The sequence below is a fragment of the Gymnodinialimonas phycosphaerae genome, assembly GCF_019195455.1.
GTDB classification, from domain to species: domain Bacteria; phylum Pseudomonadota; class Alphaproteobacteria; order Rhodobacterales; family Rhodobacteraceae; genus Gymnodinialimonas; species Gymnodinialimonas phycosphaerae.
The window spans coordinates 696,397-710,056 of record NZ_JAIMBW010000001.1; the positions used below are offsets into that span (position 1 = coordinate 696,397).

At 59.5% G+C, this 13,660-nt stretch carries 11 protein-coding genes; 8 read left to right on the forward strand and 3 right to left on the reverse strand.

Going from position 1 to position 13,660, the window contains the following annotated elements; all coding sequences use genetic code 11:
* The first annotated feature begins 131 nt into the window (after positions 1-131).
* On the forward strand, positions 132-1,328 hold the full coding sequence (locus tag KUL25_RS03490) for a cytochrome P450 (RefSeq protein ID WP_257891660.1): 1,197 nt from the start codon (positions 132-134) through the stop codon (positions 1,326-1,328).
* On the opposite strand, the gene KUL25_RS03495 is transcribed toward KUL25_RS03490, so the two are convergent.
* The 3 genes from KUL25_RS03495 to KUL25_RS03505 are packed head-to-tail and all read right to left on the reverse strand — an operon-like array spanning position 1,329 to position 4,586.
* On the reverse strand, positions 1,329-2,120 hold the full coding sequence (locus tag KUL25_RS03495; RefSeq protein WP_257891661.1) for a nitroreductase family protein: 792 nt from the start codon (positions 2,118-2,120) through the stop codon (positions 1,329-1,331).
* Between the two features lie 23 nt (positions 2,121-2,143).
* Positions 2,144-2,908, reverse strand: a complete 765-nt coding sequence (locus KUL25_RS03500) for a sulfite exporter TauE/SafE family protein (protein ID WP_257894812.1) — start codon at positions 2,906-2,908, stop codon at positions 2,144-2,146.
* Complete coding sequence (locus tag KUL25_RS03505; RefSeq protein ID WP_257891662.1) at positions 2,877-4,586, reverse strand: thiamine pyrophosphate-requiring protein; 1,710 nt, start codon at positions 4,584-4,586, stop codon at positions 2,877-2,879. Before KUL25_RS03505 ends, KUL25_RS03500 begins: the two co-directional genes overlap by 32 nt.
* Before the next feature lie 143 nt (positions 4,587-4,729).
* On the opposite strand from KUL25_RS03505, the gene KUL25_RS03510 reads away from it, so the two are divergent.
* From KUL25_RS03510 to KUL25_RS03540, 7 genes are all read left to right on the forward strand, one after another.
* Entirely contained in the window at positions 4,730-5,683 is a 954-nt protein-coding gene (locus KUL25_RS03510; RefSeq protein WP_257891663.1) for a TAXI family TRAP transporter solute-binding subunit, read from the forward strand.
* A complete protein-coding gene (locus tag KUL25_RS03515) occupies positions 5,684-7,633 on the forward strand; it encodes a TRAP transporter permease (RefSeq protein WP_257891664.1) in 1,950 nt (649 codons plus the stop codon). It abuts the gene before it with no gap.
* On the forward strand, positions 7,630-8,406 hold the full coding sequence (locus tag KUL25_RS03520; RefSeq protein ID WP_257891665.1) for an IclR family transcriptional regulator: 777 nt from the start codon (positions 7,630-7,632) through the stop codon (positions 8,404-8,406). The genes KUL25_RS03515 and KUL25_RS03520 overlap by 4 nt, the downstream gene beginning before the upstream one ends.
* Complete coding sequence (locus tag KUL25_RS03525; protein ID WP_257891666.1) at positions 8,403-9,419, forward strand: amidohydrolase family protein; 1,017 nt, start codon at positions 8,403-8,405, stop codon at positions 9,417-9,419. Before KUL25_RS03520 ends, KUL25_RS03525 begins: the two co-directional genes overlap by 4 nt.
* 1 nt (position 9,420) lies before the next feature.
* Positions 9,421-10,866, forward strand: coding sequence for an aldehyde dehydrogenase family protein (locus tag KUL25_RS03530; RefSeq protein ID WP_257891667.1), 1,446 nt, complete (start codon positions 9,421-9,423; stop codon positions 10,864-10,866).
* A 2-nt stretch (positions 10,867-10,868) separates the two neighbouring features.
* On the forward strand, positions 10,869-12,422 hold the full coding sequence (locus KUL25_RS03535) for an FAD-dependent monooxygenase (RefSeq protein WP_257891668.1): 1,554 nt from the start codon (positions 10,869-10,871) through the stop codon (positions 12,420-12,422).
* A gap of 258 nt (positions 12,423-12,680) precedes the next feature.
* Positions 12,681-13,658 carry a TRAP transporter substrate-binding protein gene (locus KUL25_RS03540; protein ID WP_257891669.1) on the forward strand — a complete coding sequence of 326 codons (978 nt, stop codon included), beginning with the start codon at positions 12,681-12,683 and terminating at the stop codon, positions 13,656-13,658.
* Positions 13,659-13,660 lie beyond the last annotated feature (2 nt).

Consider the following 13,660-nt stretch of genomic DNA (forward strand, 5'->3'; position numbering starts at 1 on the left):
ATCATAGGCGGCAAGGATCGCAGCATTAGCTATGGACGAAACGCTCCAAACGCCGTTTTGATATGCACGATCTGCATGTGTGGACGAGTGATCGTTCCTGTGTCTTTAAGCCGTACCGGGAGAATATCGTTATGGGAGCACGAACCGCTGACAGCGCGTTTGCACCACTTGATACAGAGATATCGCTGGATCAGTTGGACCGCGATCCCTATCCGATTTACCGCCGCCTGCGTGCCCAATCGCCGGTATTGCGCGTCCAGTCCGCCAACCGCACGTTGCTGACCAAGGCGGCGGATACGAAGTATGTCAAAGACCACCCTGAAATTTTCAGCTCGGATGATCCCAACACGCCGATGCAGCGCGCGTTCAACGCGCACACGCTGATGCGCAAAGATGGGGAAGAGCATTTGCGTGAACGGATGGCGATGGCGCCGGCCTTTAATCCGCGCGTCATCAAGGGCGAATGGATGCCCGCCTACAGCGACATCGCGGACGAATATCTGGATCGTTTGCCCAAGGGTGAAGTCGTTGATCTGCATAAGCTTCTGTCTGGGCCCTACGCGGCGCGGGGGTTGGCGGTGCTGTTGGGCATACCTGAGGCCACAGACGAGGAGATGCAGCGGTGGAGCCAGATATTGATCGACGGATCGGGTAACTTTGGCTGGCGGCCCGAACCATTTGAACACTCAGACCAGGCCAATGCAGAGATGAATGCGCTGTTTGATCGCGTGTCCGTGGCCCACCGCGCCAATCCCAATTCCTCGGCGCTGTCGGTGATGGTCAATTCTGACGACCCGATCCCAGAATCCCAGATTTACGCCAACATCAAGATCGCCATTGGCGGCGGCATCAATGAGCCGCGCGATGCGCTGTCAACGATCCTCTACGGACTTCTGACAAATCCCGATCAGTTGGAAGAGGTCAAGCGCACCGACAATTGGAGTGGCGCGTTTGAAGAAGGCGTGCGTTGGGTGGCACCGATCCAAGCGTCGTCTCGGCTGGTAAAGGAGGACACGGAAATTCGCGGCTATGTGATCCCCAAGGGTGACACGGTAATGACGATCCAAGCGTCCTCCAACCGCGATGAAGAAATCTACGGGGACGGGGAATTCTATGACGTCTACCGCGAAAAGAAGCCGCACCAAGCCTTTGGCAACGGCCCGCACTTCTGCCAAGGCACCCATGTGGCACGTCGTGCCATTGCTGACATCATGCTGCCAAAGCTGTTCGAGCGGTTCCCCAATATGGATTTGCCTGACCCGTCTGTGGTGGAATGGCGCGGGTTTGGATTTCGGGGACCGATCAACCTTCCAGTTCGTCTGGCATGATCAATCGATCTTTGACGCATCCTTGAACATCACCCTGTGACGGCGGGTTTTGATCCACTCCGCCATATCCTCATCCGACATAAAGTGGTCCGTGTTGTAGGTATCTTGATGCAGGATTTCCTCGATAGGTCTGCGCCAACGCTTGTAGGGTGCGCTCGCAGGTGGTCCGAACAGGAAGATATCAAGGACTGAGATTTCCTCCGGAATTCCAAGCAGAGGACGCAGTTCCTTTTGGGCCTCTTCCTGTCCAATCGCCGTGACCCACCAGACCGTATAGCCAAGGGATGCAGCGGCCAAATGGGCGGACATCGTCGCGGCGGCTACGGATTGAAGCAAAATCCGCTCCGCATTTTCCTTGTAGCGCGCGTCCAGATCGGATCCGTCGTTCAGGATTGGGAAGGCGTTAACCCACCGCATGTCCGAGCAGACGACAACAAAGCCGGGCGCCGTGGCGAGGCCACGATAATCAGGCGTCGGGAACTTCATCTTGGCCTTCGCGCGGAACCGTTGCTCGGCCACGAAATAGTCGGCCATCTTGGCCTTCTTGTCCGCTTCCTTGACGACAATGAACTGCCACGGCTGTGCGTTTGCGCCTGACGGGCCGTGGCGGGCGGCTTCCATGATCATGTCATAATGCTCTTCCGGGACGACGTAATCCGGGTCGAACTTGCGCACGGTCACGCGGTTGCGGATGACCTCCATCAACGCGTTATAGCGGCTACGATCCCCGATTTCGGGCAAATCAACTTCAGCCTCCGCTTTTGCGAGGTCCACTGCCGGGGTAGTTTCCATGTCATATCCTTTCGGGGAAGTGGTCAGAACAAGTTGGCGAGCAGGCGCAAAGCAATAACGGCCAGCATCACCAGAATGATGTTACTGAACACCGCAGGCGACCAGCGCTGCGCTAAGGCTGCGCCCAACGGCATTGTAATAAGCACAAGGCCAAGCGCGGCGAACCCGAACACGATCAGCGTGGGCGTCATTAACCCTGCGCTCGCGATCAATGGGATCTGCGCATAAGACATCGCGACAAACACAGCTGAGATTGTGGCGATGAAAACGGGGCGGTCAAGTTTCAGGGCGCTGAGGAAGGTAACGGAAATCGGGGCAGAGACCCCGATGGCACCTTGCAGGACCCCAGCGGCAAGCCCTACGGGGGCAACAACGCGGGTTGCGGTCTTTAGCGACAAGCTCCAATCGGGACGTGCAAGACGGAAAGCGATGTAGGCGATGCACCCGATCGCGACGCCCGTGGTCAGGAATTCCGATGGCAAACTAATCAGCATCACAGTGCCAAGTCCCGCACCGACAAAAGCGGCGATCAAAAGGGGCAAGATGAAGCGCCGCGAAAGGTTATGTTCGCGATATTGCCACGCTTGCCACATGTTGGAAATCAGATTGGGGATCGTAAAGATTGTGACTGCTGTTGGCACATCGAAAGCGACTGCCAAGAGCGGAACGGCCACGATGGGCGCGCCGGCGCCGGTTGCTCCTTTGACGATGCCGCCAATCACGATGCCTATGATCGCGAGCGCAATGGACAATGGATCAATGGGCATCTGATACGGCCACACACACATCAAGCAGGGCTTGGCGTCGCTCGGTTCGGATGACCTTGATGGCGCGCTTGAGGGCTGCGGGCAGGTCCTGCCCGCACGCAACCTTTTCTGCGTGCGCACGGTTCGCCTGTGCGACTTTCGTGAAGTCGGGCAGAGGGGCAAGGGATGTCAGCGGCATCTCGTTGGCCTTGGCGGCGGCCCCGTCCGGGTAGGCCCCGATGACGGAGCGGCGCACAGCGTTCCACATCGCGTTGTTCTTGACGATGGTCAGGATCGGAAGCTGCAAGGCTTCCGCGATTTGGTGGGCTGCTACGGGGTTGGCGAACATATACGACCCGTCGCCCACGCATGCGATTACCAAACGTTCCCGGTCCGCAAGCTGCGCGCCAAGGGCTGCGTTCATCGCCCATCCAAGGCCACCGGAATGAGGGCTGATGAAGACACGGTTCGGCCCGGCAAGGTCCATGGAACCCGGCAACACGCCGAGGTCCGAGAAAACCACGGCGTCGTCGCCCATCGCGTTACTGATACAGTGACTGAGCCATTCCGCGCCCATCGGCTCTCCAACAGCATTGCGCGCGACGGCGGCAAGCTTCGTGCGGCGCGCAGCGGATTGACCTGCCAGCGCAGCGTTCCGTTTGTCTGCGTTGATCAAGGGTGCCGCAAGGGCCGCATCCAGCGCTGCAAGGGCCAAAAGCGGATCGGACTGCACTGCGATATCCGTCTGGTTCCCGCGCATCGGCAACCGGGCGAAATGGGGATCGGGGCCGATGTGGACAACTTTGCAACTGGGCGGTGGACTATTAGTTGCCGCAATCCAAGGTGTTGGGCTGTCGAGAACGATCAGAAGGTCCGTCTGATCGAACACCGCATCCGGTGCAAAGCCCGCGAAGTTTGGATGATCCGAGGACAGCAGGTTACGTGTCATGAACGGGCTGACAACGCGGATGCCGTGGTGAGTGGCGAAGGTAGAAAGCGCCGCGCCAAGCTGGCCGTCTGGGTCACCGCGTTGGCACAGGATTGTCGGGCTATCGGCGGCGCGCAACCAGTCGGCGAGCGTCACAATCGCGGCTGGATCAGGGGCGGCTGGCGTCGCTCTTGGTCTCGTAGTGGGCTGAGGGCTGTTCCAGTCGGGGCAGGCCTCTGCCAATGGCTCTCGTGGGAGGCTCAGATAAACGGGGCCTTCTGGTGCAGAATTCGCCAAAGCCATGGCGCGGCCCACCAGCTCTCCCGCTTGTTCTGGGTACCGAAGCTCGTAATTGAATTTCACCACATCGCGCAGCAATGACGTCTGGTCGAACATCTCTTGGCCGTAGTGGATCGGTGTCACCCGGTGGCCGGGTCGACCCGTCTCCGTGATCGGCGTGCGCCCTGACATGACGAGGACGGGGATATTGTCGCTGGCGGCATTGATCACCCCCATGACCGCATTCGCGAGGCCGACGTTCACGTGGAACATCACCGCCTGCGCGCGCCCCGTGACAAGGTAGTGCCCGTGCGCCATGGCGACGCCTGCGGTTTCATGGGGAACGGTGATTGCAACCGGAGAGGCATCAACGGGCAGTCGGGCCATAGCCTCAATAATTGGGGGGAAGTCCGTGCCTGCATTCGCAAAAACATAGTCGATGCCGCTGGACTTGAGACCAGTCAGCAACGCCTCCGCCCCAGTTGCTGGCTTGTGATGTTCGTGAGTGTCCACGGCGCCCCCCAAAAATCCGCCACTCTCTCAAATTGTCTTGAATTGTTTCCTCTCGCAAGCAATATTCGTCACGAATCTCATTATGTGAGATTTTTGCGGTTTCCGGGGAGGGCGATCGCAACTTTCCAGGGAGGAAATAGACCATGAATAAGGTACTCTTCGGCGCGTTTGTCGCCACTACACTTGGGCTTGGTGGTGCGGCGCACGCACAGCAAGCCGTGGGTATCGCGACGTCCAACCCGGGATCACTGTTCCACAACATCGGTACCTCAGTGGCAAACGCGGCCAACGCAAGCGGGTTGAATGCCACGATCCAACCCGCCACCAGCCCCAACCAATTTATCCCCTTCGTCAATACTGGTGGGATCGAGTTTGGCGTGGCGAATCTGCAAGAGGTTGAATACGCGATCACCGGAGCGGAGTGGTGGAACGGGGTCGAGAACCCGAATTTGCGCATCGTTGGCCACCTTCAGCCGTTGGTTGAGGCTATTTTCGTACGCGCCGACAGCGGTATCATGTCAGTCGCAGACCTGGCCGGCCTGCCGATGACGGATGGCTACACCGCGCAAAACACCATTCTGCCGCAGCTGTCAGCCTTCTATGCCACCGCAGGGATGACCCGCGATGACATTGTTCCGGTCAATGTGGCCTCGGTCGTGGCGGGCGCAGATGCGTTCATGGCGGGCGATACCGTTGGTTTCATCTTCGCCCATGGTGCGGGCAAGGTACGTGAAGCGGACGCCGCAGTAGGCGGTTTGCGCGCGTTGGGTGTGGGCGACGACAGCGATGAAGCCTTGGCCTCCGCGCAGGCGCATTGGCCGACCGCGTTCTTCATGTCGCTGCCTGAGGGTGCCATGCCCGGTGTCTTGGAAGAGACCACGTATATCGCGTTCCCACAGGTCGTCTTTACCCACGCAGATGTGCCCGATGATGTGGTCGCCGCCATGGCACGTGCCATGTATGAGGGCGGCACGATCATGGGCGAAACCTTCCCTCCAATGCGTGCGTTCCGGCCCGAAAACATGCGTGGCGCTTTGGGCGTCACCCAGTATCACCCCGGTGCTTTGGCCTTCTTCGAAGAAGTCGGACTGGAATAGGTGAACGCAACACCTGAAATCACGGGGGGAGGGGCCGGGTCCGGCCTGTCCTCCAACATCTGGCGACCGGTCGCAGATGTGTTGGCCGCGTTGATGACGCTGCTGGCCATCGGGTGGGCGGTGTCGTTTCAGCGGGTCATTGGCCTAAACATTTACCCGCAACAGCTTTTCGCAGCCATTCTGGGACTGACACTTGCGGTATCCTACTTGATACTGCCCCGCGTGCGTGGGACCCAGCGGGTCCGCGTGCCCTACACCGACGTCGCGCTTGCACTGATTGCGGCGGCGATGGCGGGCTATGTAGCGGTCGAATATCCACGCCTCGTGCTGACGATCTTCTCGCGTCCCGTGGACGCCTGGCTGCCCGGCCTCATCATCGTTTTATTGACACTTGAGGCGCTTCGGCGCGCGACGGGATGGGCTTTGGTGATCATCATCGCCGTGTTCATCCTCTACGCGCTATTTGGAGACGTGTTTCCCGGCAGATTGCAAGGCCGTGCCCAGAATTGGCAATTGCTGGCGGGCTATATGGCTTTGGACAGCAACGGCATGTTGGGATTGCCGATGTCTGTTGCCGCAACCATCGTGGTCGCCTTCATCCTCTTCGGCACGCTTTTGGGCATCACCGGAGGGTCACAGTTCTTCACTGATGCGGCGATGATCGCGATGGGGAGGTTCCGGGGTGGTTCGATGAAAATCGCGGTTCTGGCATCGGGCCTGTTTGGCTCCATCTCAGGTTCTGCCGTTGCCAATGTCGTTGGGACCGGCGTGGTCACGATTCCAATGATCAAACGGGACGGATACCCCGCCCACAAGGCTGGCGCGATTGAAGCCGTCGCATCGACCGGAGGGCAACTCATGCCGCCCGTGATGGGCGCGTCTGCGTTTCTGATGGCCGAGTTCCTGGCCGTTCCCTACGCCGATATCGTCTTGGCGGCTCTCGTGCCTGCGATCCTCTATTATGTGGCCTTGTTCATCCAAGCGGACCTGGAAGCGGCACGCCTTGGCATCCGCCCTGTGCCTCGGTCTGAAATCCCCAAAGGACGTATGGTTATCGTCGGTGTCCACTTCGCATTCGCCTTCGCCGCGTTGATCTACATGCTGTTTTGGCTGCGCTATCAGCCGGAAAGGGCCGCAACATGGGCCTGCCTTGTGCTGATCGCCTCGTCCTTGCTGATCGGTTATCGCGGCGCACGCCCCAGCTTGCGTGCCATAGCAGGAAGCCTGTCAAAGTGCGGCCATGGCGTGACTGAGATCATCTTGATCTCAACCGCTTCAGGTATCGTGATCGGCGTCCTGAACGTCACGGGACTGTCGTTCAACCTGACGTATCTGCTGGTGCAAATCGGCGGTGGCTCAGCGGCGCTGCTGCTGTTTCTGTCAGCACTTGTCTGCATTGTTCTTGGTATGGGTCTTCCGACACTTGGCGTCTACGTCTTGTTGGCGGCCTTGGTTGCGCCCGCCTTGGTGGCAGTCGGCATCAATGAAATTGGGGCGCATTTGTACGTCCTCTACTTCGGAATGATGTCAATGATCACCCCGCCCATTGCACTCGCGGCCTTTGCCGCCGCTTCCATCGCCAAAGCGCCCGCAATGGCGACAGGATGGGCCGCGATGCGGTTTGGTTGGTCCGCCTATGTGATCCCGGTCCTGTTCGTTTTGTCGCCCACGCTGTTGCTGCAAGGCGAAAGCTGGGACATCACAATCGCGATCGCCAGCGCGGGCATGGGCGTTTGGTTGGTTTCAAGCGCGCTCGCGGGCTATTTCTCGGGTCATTTGTCGATGGTGATGCGCGTAGGGTTTGCGGCGTTCGGATTGATCGCCCTGGTCCCAGCAGGGGCGTTCCCCGGTGCGGCTGTCACGGATATCGTAGGCGTTGCGGGCGGCCTAAGCCTTATGGCGCTGGATGTCATTCGAAACCGCGCCACCCGTCGGGAGCAAAGCGCATGAGCGCGGGCAGCGGCGAGCGGCTGCTAAGCATCCTGGATCTGTTCACCGAGGATCATCTGGAATGGACCCCGCAGGACATGATGGAGGTCCTAGGCTTTTCGCGTCCCACCCTCTACCGCTACCTGAAGGTGCTGAAGGAAACCGGATTCCTTGCGCCAGTTCACGGGGCGGCTTACGGGCTTGGCCCCCGCTTCGTTGAAATGGACTTTCTCGCCCGCCAATCAGACCCATTGGTCACTTTCGGGCAGGACCACCTAAAATACCTGTCCGCGCAATTTCCCGGCACCGCATTCTTGGTGCGCTGGTACGGCGAACGGTCTTTATGCGTCGCCTCCGTCAGCCGCGACGCCATGGCGCGCACCAGCTACCCACGCGGGCGCCCGATGCCACTTTTGGGGGGGGCTGCATCCAAAGCGATCTTGGCCTTCTTGCCACGCCGACAGCGCAAAATTCTGGCGCAACGACCCGATGCCAACCGGATCGCCACTTCTGAGGCTGAAGTGCAGGAGGTGTTCCGCACCATCCGGCAAGATGGATTCGTTGTAGCTCATGGAGAAGTCACGCCCGGCATCGTCGGGTCCGCAGCGCCAGTCTTTGACGCCGGAGAAAACCCAATCGCGTCGCTGTGCGTCAGCATGGAGGAGGCAGACTACTCGGGGATTGACCATGCCGCGCTTCATTCCGCGCTTCGCGCGGCCACCAAAAGCATTAGCGCCGCTATGGCGGACACACAGCAGCCTCTTGCCCAAAAATCTGTCGGAGAATTCACATGAAAAAGATCGACGTATTCAACCACATCTGGCCGAAGCCATTCCACGATGCGCTGATTGATCATCTGGGCTCCACAACCGACATCACGCGCAGGTCTGAGGCTGTACCGATGATGACGAACCTCGACCGCCGGTTCGAGGTGATGGATATGTTCGGCGATGATTACTGCCAAATCCTCTCCATCGCGTCACCTCCCTATGAGAAATACGCGGCCCCCGCAAAGTCGCTGGAACTGGCGACCATAGCATCGGATAGCATGGCGGAGTTGTGCCAAAAGTATCCTGACCGCTTCCCCGGTTTTATCGGCACGGCAGTGATGTCGAACCCTGACGCGATGGTGGAGGACGCGCGCCGCAATATCGAGGACCTCGGCGCGTGTGGGATGCAGGTTTTCACCAACGTATCTGGCAGGCCATTGGACCGCCCTGAGTTCGAGCCGTTCTTTGAATACATGCATTCGGCTGGCAAACCGATCTGGATGCACCCAGCACGCGGGGCGAACTTCACCGATTATCTGGCGGAGGAGCAGTCGGAGTTTGAGATTTGGTGGACGTTTGGTTGGCCTTACGAGACCTCTGCCGCCATGGCACGGCTGGTCTTCTCAGGCCACTTTGACCGCTACCCCGGCCTCAACATCATCACACACCACGCAGGCGGCATGGTGCCCTTTTTTGAAGGCCGTGTCGGCGCCGGTTGGGACCAGATGGGGGCGCGGACGACCGACAAAGACCTTGCCGCCGTGCGGCGCGGATTGAAGCGGCCACATCTGGAATATTTCAAGGAATACTACGCGGATACGGCAACCTTTGGATCGTCCCGCGCTATCACCCATGCCATGGATTTCTTTTCGGATGATCGCGTGTTGTTTGCGTCTGATGCGCCATTCGATCCCGAACAAGGTCCCATGTACATTCGTGAAACCATTAAGATCATTGAAGAATTGGAAATTACTGACGCGCAGCGCCAGAAGATATTCCAAGACAACGCGGTGAAGTTGTTGGGGTTGAAGCTGTAGAATGACGCGGATCGCACAACATTTCATTGCGGGCGCATGGCGCGACGATGGCAGCGCGCCCTGTGACAGCACGAACCCGGCCGACGGCTCGGTCGTGGGGCAATTTTTGCCGGGATCAGCTGCGTTGTTGGAAGAGGCTGCAACAGTTGCGCGCGCCACCTTCCTGGAAGGTACATGGGCCTCGTCCCCCCGTATTCGTGCAGCGGCGATGTATGAGATTGCGGACGCATTGGAGGCCGCGAAGGATGAGATAGCAGCACTGGTCGTGGCAGAGAACGGCAAACTGCGCGCAGCGGCCATGGGTGAGACCATGGCCGGTGTGTCCGAGATGCGATATTATGCAGGCCTCGCGCGATCCGTACGCGGCACCATGCAGGAAATCGGCCCCGGTGCCATGTCGCTGTTCGCACGCGAAGCTGCTGGCGTAACAGCGATCGTCGTGCCGTGGAACGCGCCGGTCACGCTTTTGGTGCGCTCACTGGCGCCTGCTTTGGCCGCAGGGTGCACTTGCGTGATCAAGCCCGCCGCTCAGACGCCGCTGGTTCATGCGCGGATCATGCAATGCATCGCAGGCGCACCGAGCCTGCCCGCAGGGGTGGTTAACTCCGTTAACGAAAACGGGATCGAAGTGGGCCAAGCCGTGGTCGCCTCACCCGACATCGACGTGATTTCCTTCACCGGGTCGAGCGCCACCGGCAAGAAAATCATGGAAGGTGCATCGAAGACGTTGAAACGGGTCGGATTAGAGCCGGGAGGCAAAGCGCCCGCCGTCATTTTCGCCGATGCGGATTTGGACAAGGCCGTGCGCGAACTGACTCACGGGTCGCTCAACATGGCGGGGCAAATCTGTGTCGCGGCAGCACGGTTCCTGGTCCACGAGAGCGTAGCTCAGACGTTCGAATACAAAATGATCGCTGCGTATCGCGCGGTGCGCGTGGGTCCCGGCACCGATCCGTCCAGCCAGATGGGCGCGTTGATCGATATGCCCAATCAAGCGCGTCTGTTGCGGCTTATCGAGCAAGCAGGCGATGAGGGACAGATGGTTCTGCGTGGCGAAGCGCAGGGCATCGGCGCGTTCCTGTCACCCACGCTGTTCCGCATCGATGACTTGCAAACGAGCCTCATTCAAGAGGAACTCTTTGGATCCATCGTGTCCATCGAGACCTTCGCAGATGAAGTTGAAGCCATTGCCAAGGCCAATGCGACCGTGTTCGGCCTTGCGGCGTCGGTCTTCACAACAGACGTGGCACGCGCAATGCGGGTTAGCCGGGCCATACGCGCTGGCACGGTCTGGGTGAATTCACACCTTCGCCTGTTTGCCGAAGCGGAAACCGGTGGTTTCGGGCAGTCGGGAATGGGCCGGCTACATGGTGGCGAGGGCCTGTCGGATTTTCTTGAGACCAAACATGTTTATTTTGAACCCGGCACGGTCGGGCAGGGGGTCTAGCAATGGATTTCACCCACGAAGTTATCGTTATTGGCGGCGGCCCTGTGGGTATGGGACTTGCCATCGACCTCGGCCAACGGGGCATCAAAACGGCCGTGGTGGAACGCCATCCAGAACCGCAGATGGTGCCAAAGGGTCAGAACCTGACCCAACGCTCCTTGGAAAATATCGATAGTTGGGGATGTGAGCCCAAGATGCGGGCCGCAAGGGTGATGCCACCGGGGTTGGCCAACGGCGGGCTGGTGACGTACCGCACGATCCTAAGCGATTACGCCTATGATTGGCTGGCACGAGAAAATGTGCAGCCCTACTACGGGCAGCGCGTGGACCGAATGCCGCAATACCAGACGGAGAAGGTGTTGCGCGCCCGTGCGGCGGAGCTCGATACAATAGACTTACGCTATGGGCTGTCGTTTAAAGGGCTGGACCAAGACGACGACGGCGTGATGATCACAGCGGATGACGGCAGTGTCCTGCGCGCGCGATATGCGGTGGCCTGCGATGGCAGCAACTCCGCCACCCGCGATGCTGCGGGCATCACGCAGACCATTACTGCTCACGACCGCAAGATGGTTCTGATCGTCTTCAAATCGCCCGACCTCAGCGATCTGCTGGCCAAGTACCATCCGCCCCGGTCCTTCTACAACGCGCTCGATCCAGAGTTGAACGGCTATTGGAAATTTTTGGGCCGCGTCGATGGTGTGACGGAGTGGTTTTTCCATGCCCCCGTGCCCACGGACACGACACGCAAAAATACGGACTTCGAGGCGATCCTGACAGAGGCTGTCGGCGCGTCGTTTGAGATCGACATATCTTACGTTGGCTTTTGGGACCTGCGGTTTGCGCTGGCCGATCGCTATCGCAAGGATCGTGTGTTGGTGGCGGGGGATGCCAGCCACAGTCACCCCCCCTACGGCGGCTATGGGATCAACACCGGGTTTGAGGATGCGCGCAATCTTGGCTGGAAACTTGCGGCCGCGCTGGATGGATGGGCAGGTGACGCCTTGCTGGACAGTTACGACGCAGAACGCCGACCCGTTTTCGCTTCCCTCGGGCGCGACTTCATCGGAAACTTCATCGAGGAGGACCGTGACTTCCTTCAAACCTATAGTCCGGAGAAGGACCCGGCAGAATTTGCCACCAAGTGGAGCGCCCGCAATGAGGGCGACGAGGAGGTTCTTGCGTACGAGCCTAACTACCAAGGCTCGCCCATTGTAGACGGGGATGGCACTCCGAGCGCGCGCGGCGACCACAGGTTTGACGCCCGCGCGGGCCACCACATCGCCCCGCGCGCCCTGTCTGACGGGCGCACGACCTATCAGACCTTGGGCGCTGGCTTCACCTTGTTTGCCTTCGGGGTGGATAGTGTGGATTTTGCCGAGGCAGCGCAGGCCTTGAGCATTCCGCTGACCATTGTGGCGGACACATTTGAGGAGGAGCGGCGCGATTACGTGCAGCCGCTTATCCTCGTGCGGCCAGATGGATTTGTGTCGTGGTGCGGACAAGCCGGCGATGCGGACCAGATCCTGCGGATGGCAATTGGTGCGCAGTCATGAGGAGCCAGTTCAGACAACAGCGTGCAACAGAGCATGGTCAGTTCTTGGGGACGCCAGCCTATGCTATAGCTTGAACGTGGGGCGCATTCTGGTCGGACAGGGGTGTGTCCGATCAAACAACTCATCGGCCTAATGCCTGGCATCTGGCCAATCAACGACGATCGTGACAGCACCGGGAACACTCAGGCCAGCATGGTGACGGCACCGGGGCCGTGGCCCGGTAACAGGTCCCCAATTGGGGGCACCGGGAGGATACCAATGTTCATCAAACCAGTTCTGGCTGGGGCGGCGTTTTTGCTCGCCACAACAGCCGTTTACGCCGAAGAATTGAAGTTCGCGAATTTCACGCCGCCCTTTCACACCATCAACGCATCCGTGATTGAGCGGTTGAACACCGAGGTGACTGCTGCCACCAATGGAGAGCTGATCGTGTGCGGCTATCACGGCGGCGAATTGGGCGCCGGGCCGGTGGAGCAATACGTGCGCGCGTTGCAAAACGTGTCTGAGATCACATGGGTTCTTCCGGGCTACACTTCTTCGCAGTTTGAGCAGACGATGATTGCCGAACTTCCGGGCGCTATCCCTGTAGATTTGCCGGGGTATGAAGCGCTTTGGGCGGCCTACGGAGATCACCTTGCAGGTGAATTCCCCGGTACCGTGCCATTGGCACTTTGGACGTCCGAGCCGAACGTGCTGATAATGGGCAGCGTTGAAGTCCGCTCGCCCGCCGATCTGATTGGCCTCGACACACGCGTGGCGGGGGCAACGGCGGCGGATGTGGCAGTGGCCTTGGGCGCGACGCCGCAGCAGATGCCGATCAGCCAAGTCTACCAAGCCTTGGACACGGGCGAGATTGACGGCGTGATTACGGGAGCCTCGACGCTGATTGATTTCCGTTTGGATGAAGTCGCGGACTCGATCACCGTAGGCGCGCCTTTGGGCCGTCTGACGGTCTTCACCGTGATGAACGAAGGCGTCTATAACGGCCTGTCAGATGAGCACCGCGCGGCATTGGACGCCTCTATCGGGATGCCATTGTCCCGCTCCGCGGAAGAGGCATGGTATGCCGCTGCAGATGAAGCCATGATCGCAGCACGCTCCGATGCAAGCAACGTCATCATTGATCTGACGGAGGAAGAAATTGCAGTCTTCGCGGCAGCCGTCTCGGAAGTGAGCAACGGCTACGTTGAGGCCGTCGGTGGTGCCGAGACGTTGGCCGCGATGAACGGCAACTGAGG